Raw genomic sequence first — 24,212 nt, forward strand, 5'->3', positions numbered from 1 at the left:
CGACGTCGGTGTCGTGACGAATTGCAGTAGGCCTTTCTTCGCGGGCGGGGACCGCCCTGGTGTCGTACGGCTACGCGGGTGCGGTCATTGGTCGGCGAGCAGCTTGTTGCACTCGTCGACCGCCGCGTCGAGGGCGTCCTGCGAGGTCAGGTCCCCGGCGATGGCCGCCGCGAACTGCTGGTTGATGATGGTGGTCATCTCCTCGCTGACCTCGACCGGCTGGAGCACCCGTGCCGTGGTGAGGTTGCTGAACGCGATGGCCTTGGCGTCGCCCTGGGGCGAGCCGTCGCTCTGCGACAGGTCCGGGTTCTCCTGCGAGGACGCCGTGGACGGGAAGACGCCGGGCACCTCGGCGGAGAACGCCTCCTGGTTGGCGGCGTTCGTGACGAACCGGGCCAGGGCCACCGCCGTGGGCAGGTTCGTCGACTTGTTCGAGACGGACAGGCCCTGGACGTACAGCGGGGTGTCGCCCATGTACGGCGAGGACGCGATCTTGCCCTCCAGCGACGGGTTGTTCGCCACGGCGCTGTTGATGAAGTTGCCGCCGCCGGTCGACCAGGCCACCTTGCCGTCGGTGAAGAGCTGGCCGTTGCCGAGGTAGGCGTCGGTGAGCACGTCGTCCGGCAGGAGACCGTCGGCATAGGCGCCCCGGTAGACGTCCAGGAGCTGCGCCGCCTGCGGCGTGTTGAACGTGAACTCGGTGCCGTCGTCGGACAGCACGGGGATGCCGGCCGCGGCGAGGTCGCCCAGGCCGGGCTTGCGGCTCATGAGGTAGCCGCCGGTCGCGTCGTGCATGGTGCGGGCCTGCGCGACCAGCTCGTCGAGGGTGGTCGGCGGGTTCGCCGGGTCGAGCCCGGCTTCCGCGAACAGCTCGGTGTTCCAGTAGTTCACGTCCGTGGTCAGGTACCAGGGGAACCCGTACGTGCCCTCGAGACCCGCGTACCGGTAGGCCGCGAGCGCCCCGGGCACGTAGGTCTCCGCCAGGGTGTCGTCGACGGTGGTGACGTCGGTGAGCAGGCCCTCGCGCGCGAGGGACAGGGCGAAGTCCGGCGGCAGGTTCGTGACGTCGGGCAGCTCGCCCGCCGCCGCCTGCTCCAGCACCTTCTCCGAGTAGTTGTCGCCGGGCTGGTCGAGCCAGGTGACCTCGGTGCCCGGGTACTGCCTCTCGAAGGCGGCGATCAGGCCCTCGACGTACTCGGTGTAGCGGGGCTGGAGCGCCCACGTCTGGAGCGTGACCGCGCCGGTCACGTCGCTCGTCGCGTCCGCCCCGCCGTCCGGGTCCGTGGTGTCCGTGCCGTCGAGGCCGCAGCCGCTGAGCGCGGCCAGCATGGTCAGGGCGACTCCCGCGGCCCCGATCCTGGTGATGCTCATGACAGTCCTTCCGGCAGAGGCTTCGTCGCGTCCGGGGATCTGCGGTGTGCGTGTGGCCGCCACCGCACGACGAGAGCGCTTCGGCGAGGACCAAAGAGTCTTCGCCGGTTCCCTCCGGTGTCAAGACCGGAACGGACCCGTGTCAGACCTACAGGTCACCGGGGTGACCTGTAGGTCTGACACGCCGTGGGCTAGGCCAGGGTGAAGCGCAGCGTGCGCACCTCGAACGGGCTGAGCTCGAGCGTCACCGTGCCGTCGGCCGTCAGGCCGTCGACGACGCCGCCGTCCAGGTCGTCCTCGATGAGGGTGACCGTCCGGGCGCCGGCCACCGGGGCCGCCACCGTGACCGTGCCCGCCGTGCGACGACCCTGCGCCTCGTACACCCGCACCACGAGGTCACCCGACCGGTCGTCGGCGAGCTTGACCGAGGACAGCGTCACGCCGCCGCCCACGTGCACCAGCGGCTCGAACCCGGCCGCGCCGCGCAGCTCCCGCGGACGCGCGCCGAACGTGGCGCCCACCTCGGTCGCCACGGCGGTGTCCGCGCCGACGACCAGGCCGTACCGGTGGGTCTGGAGGCCCTGGTCGGTCTCCGGGTCGGGGAACCGCGGCGCACGCAGCAGCGAGAGCCGCACCGTCGTGGTCACCTCCGGGATGCCCGGCGCAGGCGCCACGCCCTGGTCGGACACCTCGCGCGTGACGTCGTACGCATAGGACGAGTCGTTGACGAACCCGACGCCGAAGCCCGGCTCCTCCGCGAGCACCCACCGGTGCATCGACGTCTCGAACTTGGCGGACTCCCAGCTCGTGTTGGTGTGCGTGACCCGCTTGTGGAAGCCGAACTGGGTCTCGGCCGCCACGTGCTCGGCCCGCACGTCGAGCGGGAAGGTGACCTTGAGGAACTTCTCGGTCTCGTGCCAGTCGGTGCGCAGGTCGACCTCGAGCGTCCGGCTGCCCGGCGCGAGCGTGATCACCTGCTCCAGGCTGGAGGCCGAGAACTGGCGGTGCACCGTCACGACGGCCACGCCGTCCGCCACCGCCGCGGTCACCTTCTGCGCCTCGCGCAGGTCGGTCACCGAGTTGCGGTAGAACCGGTCGACGTCCCAGGCGTCCCACTTGTTCGGGAAGTCCTGGTGCAGCTGCAGCACGTTCGCCTCGCGGCCCGGCGCCACCGCGTCCCGGCCGGTGGCCAGGTCGACGGCGGACGTGACGTGGCCCGCGGCGTCCAGCGTGATCCGGACCAGGTCGTTGGCGAGCACGTAGCCGCCGTCGGGCAGCTCCGTGACCGTGCTGGCCGCGGCGGCCGGGGCGGACGCCGCGGCCACGCCCAGCGCGGGCACCCCCGCCTGCGCGAACACCGCGGGGTTGGCCCGCAGCGCCACGTCCCCCTCGCCGACCAGCGCCCGCAGGGAGCGGTCGATGATGGCCTGCACGCCCTCGGTGATCGCCGCGTGCTGGGCGACGGCCTCGCGGTGCACCCAGGCGATCGAGGTGCCGGGCAGGATGTCGTGGAACTGCAGCAGCAGCACCTGCTGCCACAGGGCGTCCAGCTCCTCGTAGGGGTAGTCCGCCCCGGTCCGGGCGGACGCCGTGGCCGCCCAGGCCTCGGCCTCGACCAGGAGCTGCTCGTTGCGGCGGTTGCCCTGCTTGGTCTTGTGCTGCGACGTCAGCGTGGCCCGGTGCAGCTCCAGGTAGAGCTCGCCCACCCAGACAGCGCTGTCATCCGTGCCGGACGCGAGCAGCTCCCCGCGAGCGCGCTCGAAGAACGCGTCCGGGTGCTCCCAGCGCACCTTGGCGCTGCCCTCGAGGTTCGCGAGCCGCTTGGCGCGGCCGGTCATCTCGCGGGTGGTGCCGCCGCCGCCGTCGCCGTAGCCGACGGGCGCGATCGAGCCCGTGGCGCGCCGCGACTCGCGGAACTGGCGGGTCGCCTTGCCGAGCTCCTCGCCCGAGAGCTGCGAGTTGTAGGTGTCCATCGGCGGGAAGTGCGTCAGCACGCGCGACCCGTCGATGCCCTCCCACCAGAACGTGTGGTGGGGAAAGACGTTGACCTGGTTCCAGGAGATCTTCTGCGTGAAGAACCAGTCGAACCCGGCGCGGCGGACGAGCTGCGGCAGGGCCGGCGAGTAGCCGAACGAGTCGGGCAGCCACACGCCGTGCGATCGGATGCCGAACTCCCGCTCGAAGAACCGCTGCGCCTGCGAGAACTGGCGCGTCAGCGCCTCGCCCGACGGCATCACGGTGTCGGACTCGACCCACATGCCGCCCAGCGGCAGGAACCGGCCCTTGGCCACGGCCTCCTTGATCCGCTCCCACACCTCGGGGCGGTGCTCCTTGACCCAGGCGTACTGCTGCGCGGACGACATGCCGTAGACGAAGTCGTCGGTGCGCTCGATCAGGTCGGTCATGGACGACGTCGTGCGCGCGACCTTGCGGATCGTCTCACGCACCGGCCACAGCCAGGCGGAGTCGATGTGCGCGTGCCCGACGGCGGAGATCTCGTGGGCGCTGCCCTCGGCGGGGCTGGCGAGCACGTCGGCGAGCGCCGCCCGGGCCGCCGCCGCGGTCTCGGGGATGCGCTGCAGGTCGAGCAGGTCGAGGGCGTCGTCGAGCGCCTGGAGCACGCGCATGCGGCGCGGGCCGGTGGGCAGCTCGGCCTGGAGCTCCAGCAGCACCTCGACGTCGAGCGCGAGGTCGTACACCTCGGACTCGAAGACCGCGAGGTCGATGCGCCGGGTCGTGTACAGCGGGTCCGGCGACGACGTCGTGGTGTCGCCCTCGGTGGTGCGCTCGAACACGTTGTGCCCCAGGAGCACGGGGTTGGACGCCGCCTCCAGGAACAGCTCGACCCGCTCGCCGCCGGCCGCGGCGTCGGACACGACGACGTGCTGGTTGCGGGGGTTGATGGACTTCACCGGGCTGCCGTCGGGCCGGTAGACGAGGGCCTCGGCCTGGAAGCCGGTGCGGTCCACGTCGAAGCCGAGGTCGACCACGGCCTCGACGGTGCGTCCGGCCCACTCGGCGGGCACGGTGCCCGTCAGCCGGAACCAGGTGGTGCCCCAGGCCGGGCCCCACGGGGTGCCCACCTCGTACGGCTCCATCGCGAGGGCGAGCCCCTCGGCCGGCGGGATCGGCTCCCCCGGCAGGGCGTGCCACTCGACGTCGAGCGGGACCGACGTCTCGTGCACCGCCGGCCAGATCCTTTCGGTCAGGACCCGGTGCGCGCGCCCGGTGGTCAGTGTGATGTCGTCGTGCATCGAAAGGGCCTCCCCTGTTTCACCGTTGAACGCACGCAGGCTAACCCAGACTCCGGCCGCCGTCCGGAGGTGTTCGGTGGGCGTCCGCACCCCCGGGGGGATGAAAGGATGGTGCCCATGAGCACGAGCGACGAGACGACCACCGGATACGACGCCCCGGTGGGCTCCGACCAGGCCACGCGGGACATCGCGGAGGTCGCCGCGGTCGAGGTCATCACGACCGCCGCCGTCCACCTGATGAGCGCCGCGGCGGTCAAGTGCGGCCTGGCCGAGGGCGACGACGCCGAGGAGCTCAAGGACCTCGACGAGGCGCGCAAGCTGATCACGGCGCTGGCCGCGCTGGTCGTCGCGAGCGCCCCCGACATCGGCAACCAGCACGCCCGCTCGCTGCGCGACGGGCTGCGCAGCCTGCAGCTCGCGTTCCGCGAGGCGTCGGTGATCCCCGACGCCCCGGGCGAGGGCCCGGGCGAGAAGTACACGGGCTCCGTCGTCTGATGACCGAGGCTCCCGTCGTGGTGGCGCCCGGCCCGGACCGGGCCCCGAGGCCCCGCCGGGGCTCGCGCGTCCTCGCGATCGTGCTGGTGGCGACGATCGCCGTCGGCGCGTACCTGTGGCTGACCACCGTCCGCTGGCAGCGCACCGCCACGGAGTGGGAGGCGAAGGCGCAGGGCTACGCCGACGAGGTCGGCTCGCTGCGGATGCAGCTCGACGGCGCGAACTCGGAGCTGCAGGCCGCGCGCGACCAGCTCTCCACGGCGACGTCGCGCATCACGGACCTCGCGAACGAGAAGGCGCAGCTGGGTGACGAGAACGTCGCCTCGCAGCAGTACCTCGACTACCAGACGCAGGTCAGCGGGGCCGCGGCCACGGTGGCCTCGGCGCTGGGGCAGTGCGTGTCGGGCCAGGAGCAGCTGGTCGGCTACCTCAAGGAGGCCGACCAGTACGAGCCCGCTGACCTGATCCGGTACGAGAAGGAGGTCAACGCGCTGTGCGCCGACGCAGAGGACGCCAACCAGGCCCTGCAGAAGGAGCTGCGCCGGTGAGGCAGGCGGCTCGTCGGCGCGCCGGCGGCGTCGCCCTGGTGCTCGCCCTGACGGGCGCGCTGGGCGGCTGCGGCGTGCTGCCGCCGCTGCCGGACCCGGTGCCGAGCGACATCGTGCCGACCTCTCCGGCGGACCTGTCCCCCGCCGCGGGCGGCGACGCCCTGAGCCCCGACGGGTTCGACGCCGTGGAGCGCATGGCGGTGCGCATCCGCAACGTGGGCTGCGAGGAGCTCTCGACGGGTTCGGGCTTCGCGATCGACGAGCACACGCTGATCACCAACAAGCACGTGGTCGCGGACTCCAAGGACCTCGAGGTCAGCACCTACGACGGGCACGACATCACCGTGGGCACCACCTCGACGGCCGGCCTCGCGGACCTCGCCGTGGTCCGCACCACCGACCCGCTGCCGTCGCACCCCGAGCTGGCGAAGGCCGACCCCGAGCCCGGCGACCATGTGACCGTCGTGGGCTACCCTGCCGGCGGCGAGCTCACCGTCACGGAGGGCGAGGTGAAGGGCTCGACGCGGGACCCGCTGAACGCCAACCTCGGCGAGGTGCTGCTCACGGACGCCCCCGTCGAGCCCGGGTCGTCCGGGTCGGCGGCGCTGGACGACAAGGGCCGCGTGATCGGCGTGGTCTACGCCAAGACCGGGGACGACAACAGCCTGCTGGTGCCCCTCTCCACGCTCCAGGAGATGCTGGACGACGACACGGCGTTCACCCCGGCGTCGGGGTGCTGAGCGGGTTCGCTCAGCGCGCCGCGCCGATCCGGAGCTCCAGCGAGTCCACCCGCGCCGAGATGACCTCGGACGCCGCCAGGCGCGCGTTGACCTGACCCAGCACCGTGTCGAGCCCGGCGCGGTCCAGGCCCGGGTCCAGGGCGAGCACGACCGCGACCTCGGCCTTGCGGCCGGGCTCGGCGTGCGCCCGCACCACGTGCTGCACGGGCGCGGCGGCGACCGCCACCTCGGAGGCGACCTCCGGGTCCACGGCCAGCCCGTCCTCGTGCGGCACGACGGCGGGCTGCCAGGGCTTGCCCTGCGCCAGCGCCCACACCGCCGGGCGCGGGACCAGCGCCGTCGCGGGACCGGCCGGGTCCACGACGATGAGCGCCCAGTTCTCGCTCACCGCCGACAGGGCGGCGCGGGTCGCCTCGACCGGGACCGGGCGCGCGTCGGGCCGCCAGGCCTGCATGGTCGCGACGGAGGTGAACACGGGCAGCGCCCGGCGGCCGTCGGGGGCCTCCAGGGCGACGACGCCGGACGAGGCCTCCTTGTCGACGGCCAGCCCCTCCGGGTTCTGCTCGACGACACCGGCCTCGGCCAGCACCGGCACGAGCACGCGGGTCTCGGCCAGGCGCGCGACGACCTCGCGCAGCGGGACCGCGCCGGTCGAGTGGCCCGCGAGCAGGCGGGTCAGCTCGGCGTCGGCCGACCCGTCGTCGCCCGCGAACTGGCTGGAGGGCTGGATCGACTTCACTCGGCGGCCTCGTCCTGCCCAGCGCCCGGGCGTCCCGCGACGTCGAGCGCCTCGGGGAGCGTGAAGGCGCCGGCGTACAGGGCCTTGCCGACCACGGCGCCCTCGATGGTGCCCAGGGCGCGCAGCGCCCGCAGGTCGTCGAGCGACGAGATGCCGCCCGAGGCGACGACGTGCGCGGGGGTGCGCGCGGCGACGTCGGACAGGAGGTCGACGTTGGGGCCGCGCAGCGTGCCGTCCTTGGTCACGTCGGTGACCACGTAGCGGGCGCAGCCGGCCTCGTCGAGGCGGCCGAGGACCTCCCAGAGGTCGCCGCCCTCCTTGGTCCAGCCGCGGGCGGCGAGCGTGGTGCCGCGCACGTCGAGGCCCACGGCGACGCGGTCGCCGTGCTCGGCGATGACCTTGGCCGTCCAGGCCGGGTCCTCCAGGGCGGCGGTGCCCAGGTTGACGCGACGGGCGCCCGTGGCCAGGGCGCGCTCCAGCGACTCGTCGTCGCGGATGCCGCCCGACAGCTCGACCTGCACGTCCAGCTCGCCGACCACGCGCGCGAGCAGCTCCGCGTTGGAGCCGCGCCCGAAGGCGGCGTCGAGGTCCACGAGGTGCACCCACTCGGCGCCGCCGGACTGCCAGTCCAGGGCTGCGGTCAGCGGGTCGCCGTACGAGGTCTCCGAGCCGGCCTCCCCCTGGACGAGGCGGACGGCCTGGCCGTCGGCGACGTCCACGGCGGGCAGGAGCACGAGTCGGTCGGTCATGTCTCTCCAAGTTTCTTTCGGTCGAGATGTCGGGTGCCGGCCGGTCGCCCCCTCCGGGGTCCCAGGAGGGCGAAGGGCCGGCGGCCGACGGTCAGGCGAGGGTGGTGAGCCAGTTCTCCAGGAGCTGGGCGCCGGCGTCACCGGACTTCTCGGGGTGGAACTGCGTCGCCGCCAGGGGGCCGTCCTCGACCGCCGCGACGAACCGGCCGCCGTGGTCGGCCCAGGTGACCTTCGGGGGCGTGAACCGGCCCACCGCGTTCTCGTCGTACCCCTTGGTGAACGTCTGGGCGGCGTAGGAGTGCACGAAGTAGAAGCGCTCGTCGGCGATCCCGGCGAAGAGGGCCGAGCCCTCCGGCACCTCGACCGGCGACCAGCCCATGTGGGGCACCACGTCGGCGTGCAGCCGCTCGACGACGCCGGGCCACTCGCCGATGCCGTCGGCGCGCTCGCCGTGCTCCACGCCGGCGTCGAACATGACCTGCATGCCCACGCAGATGCCGAGCACGGGGCGGTTGCCGGCCAGCCGGCGGCCGACGACCTCGTGGCCGCGCACGGCCGTGAGACCGGCCATGCACGCGGCGAAGGCGCCGACGCCGGGCACGACCAGGCCGTCGGCGTCCTGCGCGAGGGCCCGGTCGGCGGTCAGCGTGACGTCGGCGCCCACGCGCTCCAGCGCGCGGACCGCCGACCGGACGTTGCCGAAGCCGTAGTCGAGGACGACGACGCGGGCACCCACGCTCAGATCCCGCCCTTGCTGTCCGGGCCGGTCTCGCCCTTGCCCATGCTCTTGCGGGCCTTGCGCGCCGCGGAGGTCAGCATCCGCACCGCCTTGAACTTGCTGATCGAGTCCGACCCGACCACGCCGTCGACGTCGGCCAGGGCCGTGGCGCCGGTGAGCAGGTCGACGACGCTCTCGGGCGCGCCGCCCAGGACGAGGCCGGGCGCGAGCTCGTCGCCGCGCACGCCGTCGCTGAACCGGACGGCCGTCATCTGCTCGCCCGTGCGGGTGACCAGGACGAGCGGCACGCCCCGCACGAGCTGGGAGATCGCCGCGGCGGCACGCTCGGGCGCGTCGCCGGAGCGGTCGCGCAGCACGCCGACGGCGCCGACCGAGGTCGGCACGGCGTCGAGGTCGAGCTGGGCCAGGGAGCTGGCGGCGGCCAGCGGCTCGGCGCCCGCGATCTGGGTGATCAGCGCGGCGAAGTCGGGCTCCCCGGAGCCGGTCAGGGACGACAGGTCGTCCGGGATCTCGAGGTCGCCGAGATCGAAGTCGGGCAGGTCGTCGCCGGCAGGCGTGCTGTCGGACCCGTTGTCGGGCCTGGGGCTGTCGGACATGGCTGCTAGAGCGCACCCTTCGTGGACGGGATGCCGTCGACCCGCGGGTCGACGGCCACGGCGGCGCGCAGCGCACGCGCCAGCGCCTTGAACTGAGCTTCGACGATGTGGTGGGGGTCGCGGCCGGACAGCACCCGCACGTGCAGGCAGATGCCCGCGTGGTGCGCGATGGACTCCAGCACGTGCCGGGTCAGCGACCCGGTGAAGTGGCCGCCGATCAGGTGGTACTCCTGGCCCGCGGGCTCGCCCTCGTGCACCAGGTACGGGCGGCCGGACACGTCCACGACCGCCTGGGCGAGCGCCTCGTCGAGCGGCACGAGCGCGTCGCCGAACCGGGAGATGCCGGCCTTGTCGCCGAGGGCGACGCGCAGCGCCTCGCCGATGCTGATCGCGACGTCCTCCACCGTGTGGTGGGCGTCGATGTGCGTGTCACCGGTCGCCTGCACGGTGAGGTCGATCAGCGAGTGCTTGCCGAGCGCCGTGAGCATGTGGTCGTAGAACGGCACGCTCGTGCTGATGTCGGTGCGCCCGGTGCCGTCGAGGTCGAGCTCGACCAGCACCTTGGACTCGGACGTGGCGCGCTCCACGCGGGCTGTCCTGCTCATGCCTGTTCCTCTCCCTGCTCCTGCAAGACCTCGGTGAGCGCCGCGCGGAACGCGGCCATCTCGGACGACGTGCCGATCGACACCCGCAGCCAGCCGTCGGGGCCGGTCTCGCGGATCAGGACCCCGCGGTCGAGCAGGCCTTGCCAGACCGCGTGCCGGTCGCGGAACGTGCCGAACAGCACGAAGTTGGCGTCGGTGTCCGCGACGTCGAACGGTAGCCCGTCCGGGAGCCGCTGCTCGCGCAGCCACGCGACGGTCGCGTCGCGCTCGGCTCGCAGCGCGGCGACCTGGGCCATCAGCGACTCGCGGTGGCGCAGCGCGGCACCGGCCGCGGCCTGCGTGACGGCGCTCAGGTGGTACGGCAGCCGCACGATCCGCAGCGCGTCCACGAACTTCGTCGACCCGACCAGGTAGCCGAGCCGCATGCCGGCCGCGGCGAACGCCTTGGACATGGTGCGCGAGACGGCCAGGTTCGGGAACCGCTCCAGCAGCGCGACCGCCGACGGCGTGCCGGGTCGCCGGAACTCCGCGTACGCCTCGTCCACGACGACGACCGGGCGCGCCCCGTCGAGGTCGACCGTCAGGGCCGCCTCGCAGATCGCCTCGATGGTGGCCGTGGGCAGCGCCGTGCCGGTCGGGTTGTTGGGGCTGGCCAGCAGGATCACCGACGGGCGCACCTGCTGGATCAGCTCGACGGCGTGCGCCGGGTCCAGCGTGAAGTCGTCCTCGCGGCGTCCCACGACCCACTTCGTGTGCGTGTCCCGCGCGTACTCCGGGTACATCGAGTACGTGGGCGCGAACGAGAGCGCGGTGCGGCCGGGGCCGCCGAACGCCTGCAGCACGTGCAGCATGACCTCGTTGGACCCGTTCGCCGCCCAGACGTCGAACTGCGCCAGACGGACGCCGGTCTCCATCTCCAGGTAGTCGGCGAGGTCGCGGCGCAGGACGGTGGCGTCGCGGTCCGGGTAGCGGTTCATGCCGCGGGCGGCGCGCGCCACCTCCTCCGCGATGGTCGCGACCACGTCCTCACCGGGCGGGTACGGGTTCTCGTTGACGTTCAGCAGCACCGGCACGTCGAGCTGCGGCGCGCCGTACGGCTCCTCGTCCGCCAGCTCGGGACGCAGCGGCAGGCGCACCGAGGACGCCGAGGCGCTGCCCTCCGCGCTCTGCTCGTCGACGGCGTTGGTCATCACCGCACCAGTCTACGAACCGCGGGACACGGACCAGGCACCAGTCCGCCCACCGGGCGGGTGGCCCTGGTCACCCGCCCGGCGCCACCTGTCACCGCACGCCCAGCACGAACGGGTACACGGCGGCCGCGCCGGCCTCGCGCAGCAGCCGGGACGCCACGGTCAGCGTCCAGCCGGAGTCCGTGTAGTCGTCCACCAGGAGCACCGACCGGCCCGGCAGCCCGCGGAGCGCGCCGTCGCCGAGCTGGAGCTGCAGGCGCCGGACCACGCCCGCGAGCCGCATCGCGGAGTTCACGTCGTGCCGGCCGGGCTCCTCCTGCCCCGCGACCGGCCCGACCGCGCCGATCATCGGCACGCCCAGGTACTTCGCCAGCCCGGTGGCCAGGTGGAAGGACAGCTGGGGCCGGCGGACCGAACGGATCGCCACGACCGCCTCGACCACGAGCGGACCGGCCTGGGGGCCGCCATCAGCGCCGCCCTCGGTCCCCTCCTCGGGCTCCTCGCTCTCCACCGGCGGCCGGAGCGCGGGCCACTCGTCCAGCACGCGCGCGGCGGCCCGGCGCAGCGGCACGGGCAGCTCGCCGTCCTGCGCGTTGGGGGCGAGCAGGTCGCGCAGCGGGCCGGACCAGCCGAGGCCGTCGAGGCGGGCCACGGCGCGGCCCGGCTCGGCCAGCTCGGCGGGCGGGATCTTGCCCTTGAGGTCCAGGCCGATCGACGCGAGGCCCGTGGGCCACATCTTGCGCGGCTCGACCTCCATGCCCGGGCGGTCCATCTCGGCGCGCGCGGCGGCGACCGCCTCGGCGTCGGGCGCCTCGGGCAGGGCCATGTGCCCGCACCGGTCACAGCGGCCGCACTCCCAGCCCGGCGTCAGCTCCGGATCGTCGAGCTGCGCGCGCAGGTAGGCCATGCGGCAGCCCGGGGTGTTCACGTAGTCGACCATCGCCTGCTGCTCGGCGGCCCGGGTGGCGGCCACGCGCCCATACCGCTCGGCGTCGTACGACCACGGCCGGCCGGTCGCCTCCCAGCCGCCCTTCACGCGCCGGACGGCGCCGTCGACGTCGAGCACCTTGAGCATGGTCTCCAGGCGGCTGCGGCGCAGGTCGACCTGCGTCTCCAGCACGGCCGTCGACATGGTGCCGCCGCCGCTCAGGGCGTCGAGCGTGGCCCGCACCTGCCCCTCGGCGGGGAACGCCTGCTCGCCGAACCACTCCCAGATGGCCTTGTCCTCGGTGCCGGGCAGCAGCACCACCAGCGCCTGGTCCACGCCACGGCCGGCACGACCGACCTGCTGGTAGTACGCGATGGGCGACGACGGCGCGCCCAGGTGCACCACGAACGCGAGGTCGGGCTTGTCGAAGCCCATGCCCAGCGCGGACGTGGCCACCAGCGCCTTCACGTCGTCGTTCTTGAGGTCGGCCTCGAGCTGCTCGCGCTGCGCCGGCTCGGTGCGGCCGGTGTAGGCGGCCACGGCCAGGCCGTAGCCGCGCAGCTGCTCGGCCACCTGCTCCGCCGCCGAGACGGTGAGGCAGTAGACGATGCCGGACCCCTCGATGTCCTGGAGCGCCTCGGCCAGCCACGCCACGCGGGTGGGCTGGTCGCCGAGCTCCAGCACGGCCAGGTGCAGCGACTCGCGGTCGAGCCCGCCGCGCAGCACGAGCACGTCCTCCCCCGTCGCCTGGTCGCCGTGCACGGCGAGCTGCTCGGCCACGTCCTGCGTCACGCGCTCGTTGGCCGTGGCGGTCGTGGCCAGCACGGGGATGCCCGCCGGCAGGTCCGCCAGGAGCGTGCGGATACGTCGGTAGTCGGGCCGGAAGTCGTGGCCCCAGTCCGAGATGCAGTGCGCCTCGTCGATGACCACGAGGCCCGCGTCGGCGGCCAGGCGCGGCAGCACCTCGTCGCGGAAGCCCGGGTTGTTCAGGCGCTCGGGCGAGCACAGCAGCACGTCGACCTCACCGCGCGCGATCGCCTCGTGCACCTCGTCCCACTCGGTCATGTTGGCCGAGTTGATGGTCACCGCCCGGATGCCCGCGCGCGAGGCCGCCGCGATCTGGTCGCGCATGAGCGCCAGCAGCGGCGAGACGATCACCGTGGGACCCGCGCCGCGGGCCCGCAGCAGCCTGGTGGCCACGAAGTACACGGCCGACTTGCCCCAGCCGGTGCGCTGGACCACCAGCGCCCGGCGGTGGAAGGCCGCGAGCGCCTCGATGGCCGTCCACTGGTCGTCGCGCAGCCGCGCGTCGTCGCGGCCCACCAGCTCGCGCAGCGCGGCCTCGGCCTCCTCGCGCAGCGAGGCGCCGGGCGCCGCGGCCGGGACCGGTCGGGCGGTCTCCTCTGCCTCGGCCGCCTCGGTCTCCTCCGGCGCACCGGCCCCCTCCGCGTCCTGCTCCGCCGGCTCGGCCGGCGGCCACCGGCGGACCGGCGCCGCGGCCGCCACGCCGCCGTCGGGCAGCAGGCCGCGCAGCATCTGCAGCTTGGCCGCCTGGGCCTCGGGCGTGTTGCGCGCGGACGGCGGCAGGCCTGGGTCACCGACGTCGGTCAGGTGGGCGTCGTCGGGCGGTTCCTCCATGGCGAAGGGGAGGTCTGCGAAGGGGTCCTTGGTCACGTCATCGATCCTAGGAGCAGCCACCGACACCGCGAGCCGGTTATCCACAGCCGGGTGCGCTTGGCACACTATTCTCTGGCGCTCTCCTGCGCCGTCTCCGCGCGCGACGCCGCGGCGTCGCCGGGCACGTCCACCGACGCCGCCAGCGACGCGAGGAGGGCGAGCCGCTCCCCCGTCGGCGAGTCCGGGGCGGCGTGCAGCAGCACGACCATCTGCCGGTCGGTCCCGGCGATCGACAGCTTCTCCATGTCGAGGTCCAGCTCGCCGACCTGCGGGTGCAGCATGCGTGTGACGTGCGGCCTGCCGAGGTTCACGTCGTGCCGCGCCCAGAGGGTGCGGAACCGCTCCGAGGCCAGCGAGAGCTCCCCGACGAGGCGTGCGGGGCGCTCGTCGTCCGTGTCCGTGCCGACCGCCTCGCGGAACCGGGCGACGAGCTTGGGCGCCACCTCGGGCCAGTCGGGGTGCATCGCCTGCTCGGCCGGGTCCAGGAACATGTCGCGGAGCCTGTTGCGGCCCACGCGGAGGGTGGGCGACACGGCCTCCGCGAGCCGGTTCACCGCGAGCACGTCGAAGTACCGCCCCTCGATGTAGCCCGGGATGCCGACCCGCTCCAGGAGCCGCAGCGTCCCGGCGGGCACGACCTCCCGCCGTGGCCGCCGGGGCCGGCGCCGTGGCGCCGGGGCGGCCAGGTCGAGAAGGTGGCGGGTGGCCGGCTCGTCCAGGAGCAGCACGCGGGCGAGCGACTCCAGGACCTGGACCGACGGGTTCCGGTCCCGGCCCTGCTCCAGCCGGAGGTAGTAGTCGGCGCTGATGCCCGCGAGCAGCGCGACCTCCTCGCGCCGCAGGCCCGCCACCCGGCGCACGCCGCCCTCCGGCAGCCCGACGTCGGCGGGGCGCACCAGCTCGCGGCGCGCCCGCAGGTACTCGCTCAGCCGGGTCTCCCTGGTCATGCCCACCACGGTAGGCCGGGCGGCTCGCGCGTGCCTGGTCCCCGTACTCCCAGGATCGTCCGGGCACTGCCTGTCCGCGCCGGGCCGCCGCACGGTGGTGCCATGACCACACAGACCCTCCCCGGCGGCACCTTCACGCTCGCCGAAGACCTGACCGTCAACCGCGTCGGCTACGGCGCCATGCAGCTCGCCGGCCCCGGCGTCTTCGGGCCGCCCGCCGACCGCGCAGCGGCCGTCGCCGTCCTGCACGAGGCCGTCGCGCTCGGCGTCAACCACATCGACACCGCCGATTTCTACGGCCCGTACGTCACCAACGAGATCATCCGCGAGGCCCTGCACCCCTACGCCGCGGACCTGCACGTCGTCACCAAGGTGGGCGCGGTGCGCGACGCCGAGGGGCACTGGGTGCTGGACCGCGAGCCCGGCCAGCTCCGGCGCCAGGTGGAGCAGAACCTGGAGCACCTCGGCCTGGACCAGCTCGACGTCGTCAACCTTCGGGTCGGCGGGTTCGGGGCGCCGGAGCCCGGGTCGCTCGCGCCGCAGTTCACCGCCCTGGCCGAGATGCGGGAGGAGGGCCTGATCAAGCACCTGGGCGTCAGCACCGTCACCGCGGAGCAGGTCGCCGAGGCGCAGTCGATCGCACCGGTCGTGTGCGTGCAGAACATGTACAACATCGCCAACCGCGGCGACGACGCGTTGATCGACTCGCTGGCCGCGCAGGGCATCGCCTACGTGCCCTACTTCCCGCTGGGCGGCTTCTCGCCGCTGCAGTCGGCGGAGCTGGACGCCGTGGCCGCCCGGCTGGGCAGCACCCCGGCCGCCGTCGCGCAGGCGTGGCTGCTGCGGCGGTCGCCGAACATCCTGCTGATCCCGGGGACGTCGTCCGTGGCCCACCTGCGCGAGAACGTCGCCGTGGCCGACCTCGTCCTGCCCGACGACGAGGTCGCGGTGCTGGACTCGATCGGCGGCTGAGGGAGCAAGCGCGTACGGCGCCGGGCGGACGCGAGGTCCGCCCGGCGCCGTCGTGCCTGCCCTGCCGCTCTACCGGCCCTGCAGGGCCCTGACGTTGTCGGCGAAGGTCCAGCCGCGCGACCCGTCCCAGTTGATCGACCAGGTCATGAGGCCCTTGAGCGCCCCGTTGTACGAGCCGTACGCCTGCGAGACCAGCGACGGCGCCATGTAGCCGCCGCCCGCGCCCTGCTGGGCGGGCAGGCCGGGCACCTGCTTCTCGTAGGGCACGCGGATCGTGGTGCCCTGGATGACGAGGCCGTCGTCCAGGCAGTCCGTCTGCGCCTGGAAGCCGGCCACCGTCCCGGCCGCGTACGAGTTGCCGGAGCAGTCGTACATCGAGCCGTTGTAGTACTGCATGTTGAGCCACCACAGGCGGCCGTTGTCGGCGTACTTCTTGATGATCGGCAGGTAGGAGCCCCAGATCGAGCCGTAGGTGACGCTGCCGCCGGTCACGTAGGCGGTCTCGGGCGCCATCGTGAGGCCGAACCCGGCCGGCATCCCGGCGAGCACACCGTCGATGATCCGGATCAGGTTGGCCTGCGACGTCGAGAGCTGGCTGATGTTGCCGCTGCCCGTCAGGCCCGTCTCGATGTCGATGTCGATGCCGTCGAAGTTGTGCTCGCGCAGGATCGGCACGATGGTCTCGACGAACCGGTCGGCGACGGCCTGCGAGGACAGGTCGATCCCGGCCGTCGCGCCACCGATCGACATGAGGATGGTCAGGCCCGCCTCCTTGGCGGCGCACATCTCCTCGGGGCTCGGCACCTGGACGCCGGAGTCCATGCCGTCCTCCCACAGCACCGTCCCGTCAGAGCGGATCACCGGGAACGCGAGGGTCGCCACGTTGTAGCCGTGCTGGGTGATGCGCGAGTCCGTGATCGGGATCCAGCCCATGCCGGGGTGCACGCCGTTGCTCGCGCCGTCCCAGTTCTCCCAGTAGCCCTGCAGCACCTTGCCCGACGGGCGCGGGCGCTGGCTGCAGTCCGTCGGCGTCGGCTCGGGGTCCGGGGTCGGGTCCGTGGGGTCGGGCGTCGGGTCGGTCGGGTCGGGGTCCGGCTGCGTGGCGCACGCGCCGTCGTCGGTCCAGAGGGTGGGCGTCGCGTCGGGGCTCCAGCCCGCGCCGACGTGCGCGGTGTGCGCCACGAGCGCCGTGTACGCCCGGCCGCGGTGGGTCACGTGGGCCCCGGCGGCGTACGTGCTGCCCTCCGTCCAGGCGGACGCCGCGCAGTCGGCCGCGGCAGCCTGCGCCACGGGCCCGGTCTGCGCCGCGACGACCGGTATGGCCAGTCCGGTGACGAGCAGGGCGGTGACGCCCGCCGCCAGGAACGATGTACGCCGTCTCATGGCACTCCCTAGGGCCGTGGTATTTGTCAGGAACGCTAGCCAAATACCGGACCCCCGGGGAATACGGGGAACCCACAACCCGACCACACGGCCGGGCCGGACGCTCACCCGCACCGACCTAGACTCGCGACGTGATCCGACTCAACCCCGAGCAGCTCGTCTTCGTCACCGAGCGCCACCTCGCGACCCTCACCACCCTGCGCCCCGACGGCACGCCGCACGTCGTCCCGGTCGCCTTCACCTGGGACGCCGACGCCGGGGTCGCGCGCATCACCACCAACCGCTCGTCCTTCAAGGCGCGCCACTCCGCCCCGGGGCCCGACGGCGGCGAGCCGCGCGCCGCCCTGTGCCAGGTTTCCGGCGGCCGGTGGATCACGCTGGAGGGCACGATCGCCGTCAGCGAGGACACCGACGAGATCGCCGACGCCGTCGCGCGGTACGCGCGCCGCTACCGCCAGCTGCAGCCCAACCCGGAGCGGGTCGTGCTGCGCGTGACCGTGGACAAGGTGATGGCGTCGACGTACATGGCGTCCTGAGCTACCCGACCTTCGCTGATTCCTCACCGGCAGGCATCAGCACGCTCACCACGTCGCCGCGCACGAGCTGACGGCCGCGGCGGGTCTCGACCTCGCCGTTGACCCGCACCTCGCCGTCGGCGATCAGGTCGCGGGCCTGCGCGCCGTCCTCGGCGAGGTCGGCGAGCTTCAGGAACTGGCCGAGGCGGATGACCTCGTCACGGATCGGGACCTCGGGAACGTTCGACTCAGAGTTGGACACCACAGCATTGTCTCCCGCCCGTCGCCATAGACTGGCCGGGTGATCCAACGTATCGACCTGCGCGGCCGGTCCCTGGGCCGCCGCGCCCTCCTCGACGTCCTACCCCGTGCCGAGGTCGGAGTGGACGAGGCCGTCCATGCGGTCGAGCCGCTGCTGCGCCAGGTCCGCGAGGGCGGCGCCGCCGCCCTGCGCGAGATCGCGCTGCGGTTCGACGGGATCGCACCCGAGCACCTGCGGGTTCCCGCGAGCGCCCTGACCGACGCGCTGGACAGCCTGACGCCGCTGGTCCGTTCCGGTCTGGAGGAGGCCATCCGCCGCGTGCGCCGGGTGCACGCCGAGCAGCTCCCGGCCAACCACGTCACCGAGCTCGCGCCGGGCGCCGTCGTGCGCCAGCGTTGGATCCCGGTCCAGCGGGTAGGCCTGTACGCGCCGGGCGGGCTCGCGGTCTACCCGTCGTCCGTGGTGATGAACGTGGTCGCGGCGCAGGAGGCGGGCGTGCCCGGCCTCGCGGTCGCGTCCCCGCCGCAGAAGGACAACGGCGGCCTGCCGCACCCGACCATCCTGGCGGCGTGCGCCCTGCTGGGCGTCGACGAGGTCTACGCCGTGGGCGGCGCGCAGGCCGTGGCGATGTTCGCCTACGGCGCTGCGGGCAGCGCGGAGCAGGACGGCGAGACGCTGTGCGAGCCGGTCGACGTCATCACCGGCCCCGGCAACGTGTACGTCGCGGCGGCCAAGCGCCTGGTGCGCGGCATCGTCGGGATCGACTCCGAGGCGGGGCCCACGGAGATCGCCGTGCTCGCCGACGGCACCGCCGACGCCGGGCACGTGGCCCTCGACCTGATCAGCCAGGCCGAGCACGACCCGATGGCGGCGTCCGTGCTGGTCACCGACTCGGTGGAGCTCGCCTCCGCGGTCGAGGCCCGGGTGGTGGACCTCGCGTCGGCCACCAAGCACTCCACCCGCGTCGCGCGCGCCCTGGACGGCCTGCAGTCCGCGATCGTCCTGGTGGACGACGTCGACGCGGGGCTGGCCGTCGTGAACGCGTACGGCGCGGAGCACCTGGAGATCCAGACGGCCGACGCCGCCGCCGTGGCCGCGCGCGTGCACAGCGCGGGCGCGATCTTCGTGGGCCCGTGGTCGCCGGTGTCGCTGGGCGACTACATGGCCGGCTCCAACCACGTGCTGCCGACCGGGGGCACCGCCCACTTCGCGAGCGGCCTGGGCGTGCACGCCTTCCTCAAGTCGGTGCAGCAGATCGAGTACACGCGCGACGCGCTCGAGGAGCTCGCCGACCGCATCGTCGCCGTCGCCAACGACGAGGACCTGCCCGCGCACGGCGAGGCCGTGCGCGGGCGGTTCCACTAGCCGCTCAGGCCCCGGGGCGCGGCGCGCGCAGGTGCGCCCGCTCCGCGAGCTCCGACTCGGAGACCAGCTCCAGCATCGGCTTGCCCGGGGCGCACATCATCGTCACCACGAACTCCGTGCGCGCGTCGTCCAGCGCGTTGCCGTCCTGGTAGTGGATGGCGTCGCCGCCCGGCTCCCAGAACGTGCCGCCGGCCTCGACGACCCGCTCGGGCTCGCCCTCCAGCTCGAACCGGACCGCGCCCTGGATGACGTACCCGAAGGCCGGCCCGGAGTGGCGGTGCGGCGGGGTGCCCGGGTCGCCCGGCTCCCACTCGACGTGGATCGTCATCGCCGAGGCGCCCTCGGGCACCGTGATCGGTTTCGCGTCCTGCAGCATCGTGGCCGCCGTCATCCAGCTCGCCACCGGTCCGGCCTGCTCTGCCGCCCCGTGCATGTGCTCGGCGTGGTCCTGTGTGTCGGTCATGTGCCGCACCCTTCGTCGTCGTTTCCTTGTGACGAGATGTCGACCGGGCGGCCGCCGGATCTGTGACCTGACCTGCGTCCTGATCTCGGACTGGGTGAATCCTGTACAGAAGCATTGACATTGCACCGGGCGGTAAGCGAGGAATGTCGCACAACTGCACGTGCTCGTTCCATCGCTGCCGTACCGAGGGAGCCGTAATGTCAAACCGGTCCAGAACGCCCCTGCTCGCCGTGGCCGCGGTCACGGCACTAGCGGCGGCGTTCACGCCCGCGGCCGCTGCCGTGACCCCAGCCGCCCCGCCGTCCGCGGACAAGGTGGACCCCCGCGACCGCCTCGCCGAGAACCTCGTGCCGGCGGAGACCACCCCGCAGGCCGGGGTCGAGCGGGACGCCGGGATCCAGAAGCTCGCGCTCGGCCGCGGCAAGGCGGAGCGCACCTACCTGATCCGCCTGACCGACGCCGCCGTGCCCACCTACACCGGCGGTGTCGAGGGCCTGGCGTCCACGGCGCCCCGCGCGGGCCGGACGCTGGACCCGTCGACGGCGCGGGTGCGCGAGTACACGGAGTTCCTCGAGGCGGAGCAGGACGACTTCGTCACCCGCATGGAGCGGACGGTCGGCCACGACGTCGACGTGCCCTTCACCTACCAGTACGCGGCCAACGGCCTGTCCGCCGTGCTGACCCCGGCGGAGGCACGGGAGATCGCGGGGGACCCCGCCGTCGCGCACATCGCGCTCGACAAGGAGCACGAGCTGCACACGGACGCGGGTCCCGCGTGGAGCAACGCCGACGCGCTGTGGAACGCCGTCGAGGAGCTCGACCTGCCGGAGGACTACAAGGGCGAGGGTGTCGTGATCGGCACCATCGACACCGGCATCCACCCCTCCAGCCCCTCGTTCGCCGAGACCGGTGACGACGGCTACACGCACACCAACCCGCTCGGCGCGGGCAACTACCTGGGCGTCTGCGACCCGGCGAACACCGACCAGTACGACCCCGACTTCCCCTGCAACGGCAAGCTCATCGGCGCCTACGGGTTCCTGAGCGCCGCCGACCGCAGCGCGCTGGACGAGGACGGCCACGGTTCGCACACGGCCTCCACCTCGGGCGGCAACGTGGTCGACGACGTGACGCCGACGGCGCCGGAGGGCACGAACCCGCCGACGTTCGACGTGTCCGGCGTCGCCCCGCACGCCAACGTGATCAGCTACCGCGGCTGCTGCACCACCGCGGGCCTGACGGCGTCGATCGACCAGGCCATCGCCGACGGCGTCGACGTCATCAACTACTCCATCGGCTCCTCGTCGCCGTCGGACCTGTGGAACGACTTCGACGCGCTCGGGTTCCTCAACGCGCGCGCCGCGGGCATCTTTGTCGCGACGTCGAACGGCAACGACGGTCCCGGGTTCGCGACGACGGGCTCCCCCGCTGACGCACCCTGGCTCACGTCGGTGGGCGCCTCGACGCACAACCGGCACATGCTCAACACCCTGGGCGACCTGACCAGCAGCGCCGGCGACCTGGCGGACCTGCGGGGCAAGTCCCTGACCGGCCCGCTGCCCGCAACGGGGATCATCGACGCGGGCTCCGTGGGCGACCCGCAGTGCACCACGACCACGGGCCACGAGGCGGACTACGCCGACAAGATCGTGGTCTGCGCGCGCGGCGGCAACGGCCGCGTCGAGAAGTCCTCGAACGTCGCGGCGCAGGGCGCCACCGGCTTCGTGCTGACGAACGACGAGGTCAACGGCGGCTCCCTGCTCGGCGACGCGTTCGCCGTCCCGGGCGTGGCGATCAGCTTCGCCGACGGCGAGACCCTGCGCGACTGGCTCGCGGAGGGCTCGGACCACACCGGCACGATCGCCGGCACCACGTTCATCACGGACGACGAGCTGGGCGACACCATGTCCAGCTTCTCCTCGCGCGGCCCCAACCGGGCCGTCGACACGATCGTCCCGTCCATCACCGCACCCGGCGTCGACATCCTCGCCGCCTACGGCGTGGCCGACGGCGCGTACGACCACGTCGAGTACGGCATCATCTCGGGCACCTCGATGTCGAGCCCGCACGTGGCCGGCGCCGGCGCCCTGCTCACGCAGGCCCGCCCCAACTGGACCCCGGCGCAGCAGCAGTCCGCGCTCATGACGACGGCGCGCACCACCGTCAAGGACTTCGACGGCTCGCCCGCCACCCCGTACGAGCAGGGCAGCGGCCACATGGACATCGGGGCCGCCGTGCAGGCAGCCCTGCTGTTCGACGAGACCGGCGCCAACTACCTGGCCGCCGACCCGGAGCAGGGCGGCGACCCCAGCACCCTGAACCTGCCGTCCTTCGCCGACACCCAGTGCCTCGCGAGCTGCTCCTGGGAGCGGACGGCGGTCGCGCCGCCGTCGGCCCCCGCGGACGTCACCTGGACGGCGTCCGCCGTCTCCGACGACGGACTCTCGCTGGACGTGGACCTGTCGACCGACACCGTCTCCCCCGGTGACTCGCTCGGCATCTCGGTCACGGCGGACGTCGACGGCGCCCCCGACGGCGAGACGCTGTTCGGCCGCGTCACGCTCACCCCGAGCAACGACGACGTCCCCGCGGTGACCCTGCCGGTCGCCGTCGTCCCGTCCGGTGCGATCCTGCCGAACGAGATCGACGTGACCACGCGCCGGGACACCGGCTCGCAGGCCGTAACCGGCCTGAAGTCGATCGCGGTCAGCGACTTCACCGGCTCCGTGCGCGGCCTCGTCGAGGCCGACCTGCACGAGGGCTCGCTCAGCCAGGACCCGACGAACGCCGACGCGTTCGACGACCTGAGCAAGGTCGAGGTCACCACGCTGGAGGTGCCCGAGGACGCCACTCGGCTCGTGGCCGAGATCACTGCCGCCGAAGCGCCGGACCTCGACATGTTCGTGGGCACCGGGGACACGCCGAGCCCGGCGACCCAGGTGTGCGCCTCGACGACGTCGTCCGCCGCGGAGTACTGCGACGTGCCCGACCCGGAGGCCGGCACCTGGTGGGTGCTGGTCCAGAACTGGCAGGGCACCGACGACCAGCCCGACGCCCACACGCTGGCGACCGCCGTGGTCCCGGCAGCGGACGGCGACAACGCCGGGGTGGCCGGGCCCGACGGCGAGGTGCCGGTGGGCGAGCCGTACGACGTGCGGCTGCACTGGAACCTGCCCACGGCCGCCGAGGGCGACCTGTTCTACGGCACCGCGGTGCTCGGCAGCTCGCCGGACAACCCGGGCGACATCGGCGAGATCCCGGTCCGCCTCTCCCGCATCGCCGACGACGTGACCAAGACGGCCTCGGTCGAGGAGGCCGGTCTCGGCGACACCATCGGGTACGACATCACCGTCCAGCCGAACGCGACGCCCGAGGACCTCACCTACACGGTCACCGACACGGTGCCGGACGGGCTGACCGTCGACCCCGACTCGGTGACCGGTGACGGCGTCGTCGACGGGCAGACCATCACGTGGGAGGTCGACCTGCCCACGCTGGTGGGCGCGACGGGCTCCTACGAGGCGTCGACGCCGGCGGACTCGCCGCAGTGTGCGGCGGCGTCCCGCTTCGTGGACCTGGAGGCGGCGGGCGTCGGGCTCAGTTCGCTCGACGGCGACACGGTCGCGGTGAACGCGTTCGCGAACATCGGCCCGTTCACGCACTACGGCGACGCCTACCCCGGCCTTACCGTGAGCGACGACGGTCTCGTCACGGTCACCGGTGGCTACGGTGGCCAGCCCTGGGAGCCTCAGGAGATCCCGGCGACGGCTGCCCCCAACGGTGTGATCGCACCGCTCTGGGCTGACTACTCGCTCTCCCAGGCGGATGGTCGAGGCGTTCGGCTCGCCACCTCGAACAACGAGGTCGCGGTGATCCAGTGGGACGACCCGTTCCCGTACGGCGCCGACCCCGCGGACCTGTCCAACTCGGTGGGCACCTTCCAGGCATGGGTCTACAAGAACGTCAGTGACACACGCCCGGAGATCCGGTTCGAGTACGGCGACGTCGGGGAGCTTCCGGCGTCCGCCACGATCGGGGTCGAGAACCTGGCGGGCACGCACGGTACCGCCGTGGTGAACAAGGGGAACCCGGCCGACGCCATCGCGGACGGCGCCACCATCTGCTTCGACTACGTGGCGCCCGACGTCGACCCGGTCACCCTGTCGTACGACGTCACGGTGGACCAGGACGCCGTCACCGGCACGTACACCAACTCCGCGGAGCACGTCACGGACAACCCGTTCGACGAGCCGGCCGTGGCCACGGTCGACGTCGACGTGACGGGTGTGCCGGACATCCCGGCGTGGGACCGCAAGACGATCTACACCGCCGGTGACGAGGTCCTCCACGACGGCTCCGTGTGGGTCGCGCAGTGGTGGACCAAGGGCGAGAAGCCGGGCGCCTCGCCGTGGGGCCCTTGGTCCGAGGTCGGGGCCGACGTCGTCTGCGGCGACGACACCTACCAGGCCTGGACGAACTCGTGGATCTACACCGGCGGCGAGACCGTCGAGCACGAGGGCAAGCTCTGGCGGGCCAAGTGGTGGACGCGCAACCAGGAGCCGGGCATCCCGTGGGGCCCCTGGGAGAAGGTGGGCACCTGCTGACGTAGGCCGTCCGTAACGTGTCAGACGCTCAGGTCACTCCGGTGACCTGAGCGTCTGACATGTGAGGCAA

General features: G+C 73.2%; 20 protein-coding genes. 7 read left to right on the forward strand and 13 right to left on the reverse strand.

Features of this window, described 5'->3' with window-relative positions:
- Positions 1-84: 84 nt before the first annotated feature.
- Positions 85-1,371: an ABC transporter substrate-binding protein gene (locus H291_RS0119230; RefSeq protein ID WP_020016646.1), complete on the reverse strand. Its 1,287-nt coding sequence runs from the start codon at positions 1,369-1,371 to the stop codon at positions 85-87.
- Positions 1,372-1,562: 191 nt separating this feature from the next.
- Complete coding sequence (locus tag H291_RS0119235; protein ID WP_020016647.1) at positions 1,563-4,625, reverse strand: alpha-mannosidase; 3,063 nt, start codon at positions 4,623-4,625, stop codon at positions 1,563-1,565.
- A 117-nt stretch (positions 4,626-4,742) separates the two neighbouring features.
- Here H291_RS0119235 and H291_RS0119240 point away from each other — a divergent pair, with 117 nt between their 5' ends.
- The 3 genes from H291_RS0119240 to H291_RS0119250 are packed head-to-tail and all read left to right on the forward strand — an operon-like array spanning position 4,743 to position 6,408.
- On the forward strand, positions 4,743-5,120 hold the full coding sequence (locus tag H291_RS0119240) for a DUF1844 domain-containing protein (protein WP_020016648.1): 378 nt from the start codon (positions 4,743-4,745) through the stop codon (positions 5,118-5,120).
- On the forward strand, positions 5,120-5,668 hold the full coding sequence (locus H291_RS0119245) for a hypothetical protein (protein ID WP_020016649.1): 549 nt from the start codon (positions 5,120-5,122) through the stop codon (positions 5,666-5,668). The genes H291_RS0119240 and H291_RS0119245 overlap by 1 nt, the downstream gene beginning before the upstream one ends.
- Complete coding sequence (locus H291_RS0119250) at positions 5,665-6,408, forward strand: S1C family serine protease (RefSeq protein ID WP_020016650.1); 744 nt, start codon at positions 5,665-5,667, stop codon at positions 6,406-6,408. Before H291_RS0119245 ends, H291_RS0119250 begins: the two co-directional genes overlap by 4 nt.
- A gap of 10 nt (positions 6,409-6,418) precedes the next feature.
- Here the strand turns inward: H291_RS0119250 and H291_RS0119255 are convergent, their stop codons facing one another.
- From H291_RS0119255 to H291_RS0119290, 8 genes are all read right to left on the reverse strand, one after another.
- Positions 6,419-7,147 (reverse strand): SseB family protein, encoded by a 729-nt coding sequence (locus tag H291_RS0119255; protein WP_020016651.1) that lies wholly within the window; start codon positions 7,145-7,147, stop codon positions 6,419-6,421.
- A complete protein-coding gene (priA, locus tag H291_RS0119260; RefSeq protein ID WP_020016652.1) occupies positions 7,144-7,896 on the reverse strand; it encodes a bifunctional 1-(5-phosphoribosyl)-5-((5-phosphoribosylamino)methylideneamino)imidazole-4-carboxamide isomerase/phosphoribosylanthranilate isomerase PriA in 753 nt (250 codons plus the stop codon). The genes H291_RS0119255 and priA overlap by 4 nt, the downstream gene beginning before the upstream one ends.
- A gap of 91 nt (positions 7,897-7,987) precedes the next feature.
- Positions 7,988-8,632, reverse strand: a complete 645-nt coding sequence (hisH, locus tag H291_RS0119265; protein ID WP_020016653.1) for an imidazole glycerol phosphate synthase subunit HisH — start codon at positions 8,630-8,632, stop codon at positions 7,988-7,990.
- 2 nt (positions 8,633-8,634) lie between these two features.
- On the reverse strand, positions 8,635-9,231 hold the full coding sequence (locus tag H291_RS30830) for a hypothetical protein (RefSeq protein WP_020016654.1): 597 nt from the start codon (positions 9,229-9,231) through the stop codon (positions 8,635-8,637).
- A gap of 5 nt (positions 9,232-9,236) precedes the next feature.
- Complete coding sequence (hisB, locus tag H291_RS0119275; protein WP_026365921.1) at positions 9,237-9,836, reverse strand: imidazoleglycerol-phosphate dehydratase HisB; 600 nt, start codon at positions 9,834-9,836, stop codon at positions 9,237-9,239.
- Positions 9,833-11,026 carry a histidinol-phosphate transaminase gene (locus tag H291_RS0119280; RefSeq protein WP_020016656.1) on the reverse strand — a complete coding sequence of 398 codons (1,194 nt, stop codon included), beginning with the start codon at positions 11,024-11,026 and terminating at the stop codon, positions 9,833-9,835. Before H291_RS0119280 ends, hisB begins: the two co-directional genes overlap by 4 nt.
- Before the next feature lie 91 nt (positions 11,027-11,117).
- On the reverse strand, positions 11,118-13,628 hold the full coding sequence (locus H291_RS0119285) for a RecQ family ATP-dependent DNA helicase (protein ID WP_020016657.1): 2,511 nt from the start codon (positions 13,626-13,628) through the stop codon (positions 11,118-11,120).
- Positions 13,629-13,696: 68 nt separating this feature from the next.
- Complete coding sequence (locus H291_RS0119290; RefSeq protein ID WP_020016658.1) at positions 13,697-14,578, reverse strand: helix-turn-helix domain-containing protein; 882 nt, start codon at positions 14,576-14,578, stop codon at positions 13,697-13,699.
- Positions 14,579-14,680: 102 nt separating this feature from the next.
- Between H291_RS0119290 and H291_RS0119295 the strand changes: the two genes are divergently transcribed.
- Complete coding sequence (locus H291_RS0119295) at positions 14,681-15,550, forward strand: oxidoreductase (protein WP_020016659.1); 870 nt, start codon at positions 14,681-14,683, stop codon at positions 15,548-15,550.
- A 69-nt stretch (positions 15,551-15,619) separates the two neighbouring features.
- On the opposite strand, the gene H291_RS0119300 is transcribed toward H291_RS0119295, so the two are convergent.
- Positions 15,620-16,933 (reverse strand): carbohydrate-binding protein, encoded by a 1,314-nt coding sequence (locus H291_RS0119300; protein WP_020016660.1) that lies wholly within the window; start codon positions 16,931-16,933, stop codon positions 15,620-15,622.
- Between the two features lie 131 nt (positions 16,934-17,064).
- Here H291_RS0119300 and H291_RS0119305 point away from each other — a divergent pair, with 131 nt between their 5' ends.
- Positions 17,065-17,469 (forward strand): pyridoxamine 5'-phosphate oxidase family protein, encoded by a 405-nt coding sequence (locus H291_RS0119305; RefSeq protein WP_020016661.1) that lies wholly within the window; start codon positions 17,065-17,067, stop codon positions 17,467-17,469.
- A 1-nt stretch (position 17,470) separates the two neighbouring features.
- Here the strand turns inward: H291_RS0119305 and H291_RS0119310 are convergent, their stop codons facing one another.
- Positions 17,471-17,713 (reverse strand): RNA-binding S4 domain-containing protein, encoded by a 243-nt coding sequence (locus tag H291_RS0119310; protein ID WP_020016662.1) that lies wholly within the window; start codon positions 17,711-17,713, stop codon positions 17,471-17,473.
- Between the two features lie 36 nt (positions 17,714-17,749).
- On the opposite strand from H291_RS0119310, the gene hisD reads away from it, so the two are divergent.
- Positions 17,750-19,075 (forward strand): histidinol dehydrogenase, encoded by a 1,326-nt coding sequence (hisD, locus tag H291_RS0119315; RefSeq protein ID WP_020016663.1) that lies wholly within the window; start codon positions 17,750-17,752, stop codon positions 19,073-19,075.
- 4 nt (positions 19,076-19,079) lie between these two features.
- Here the strand turns inward: hisD and H291_RS0119320 are convergent, their stop codons facing one another.
- The gene (locus H291_RS0119320) at positions 19,080-19,538 is read right to left on the reverse strand and encodes a cupin domain-containing protein (protein WP_020016664.1); all 459 of its coding nucleotides are present in this window, start codon (positions 19,536-19,538) and stop codon (positions 19,080-19,082) included.
- Between the two features lie 197 nt (positions 19,539-19,735).
- Here H291_RS0119320 and H291_RS0119325 point away from each other — a divergent pair, with 197 nt between their 5' ends.
- Positions 19,736-24,142 (forward strand): S8 family serine peptidase, encoded by a 4,407-nt coding sequence (locus H291_RS0119325; RefSeq protein ID WP_198012550.1) that lies wholly within the window; start codon positions 19,736-19,738, stop codon positions 24,140-24,142.
- Positions 24,143-24,212: the final 70 nt, after the last annotated feature.

This window comes from Promicromonospora sukumoe 327MFSha3.1, from assembly GCF_000385135.1.
GTDB classification, from domain to species: Bacteria; Actinomycetota; Actinomycetes; order Actinomycetales; family Cellulomonadaceae; genus Promicromonospora; species Promicromonospora sukumoe_B.